Source organism: Oleiphilus sp. HI0043 (assembly GCF_001634935.1).
The window spans coordinates 1-573 of the sequence record NZ_LWEY01001167.1 but is presented as its reverse complement, the minus strand read 5'-3'; the positions used below and the strand labels follow the sequence as shown (position 1 = coordinate 573).

Annotated in this window: 1 protein-coding gene; it reads left to right on the top strand. The window is 47.6% G+C overall.

Annotated elements, in window-relative coordinates:
* A partial coding sequence (locus A3729_RS13455) for an ATP-dependent helicase (RefSeq protein ID WP_156497946.1) occupies nucleotides 1–573 on the top strand: 573 nt, incomplete at both ends.

The window sequence follows — 573 nt, the reverse complement described above, 5'->3', positions numbered from 1 at the left end:
AAAGCTGTGGTATTCCGGGGCGCCATATTGCTGCGGTGACCTTTACCAATAAAGCTTCTCGCGAGATGAAAGAGCGTGTCGGGCAGTTGGTTTCGGGGCCTGATGCGCGTGGTTTAACCGTATCGACTTTCCATAACCTGGGTTTGAATATCATTCGCACCGAGCATAAGGCGCTTGGCTATAAACCGGGGTTTTCTATTTTCGACAGTGAAGATGCTAAAGCGTTGATTCGCGACCTGATGATGAAAGATGGTGAAGAGAATAGCGACCGAATCAATGAATTTCAGATGGCGATTTCAAACTGGAAAAATGCCATGCTAACTCCGGCTCAGGCCGCACAGCAAGCTCAAACGCCTGACGATGTCACCCTGGCACATGTGTATGAAACCTATACTCGCTACCTCAAAGCCTATAATGCGCTCGACTTCGATGATCTGATTCTTTTACCCGTACAACTTTTCGCTGAACATCCGGATATATTAAGCAAGTGGCGGCAGAAGATTCGCTACCTCTTGGTTGATGAGTACCAAGATACTAATATGGCTCAGTACGAGCTGGTGAAGCAAATCGTGG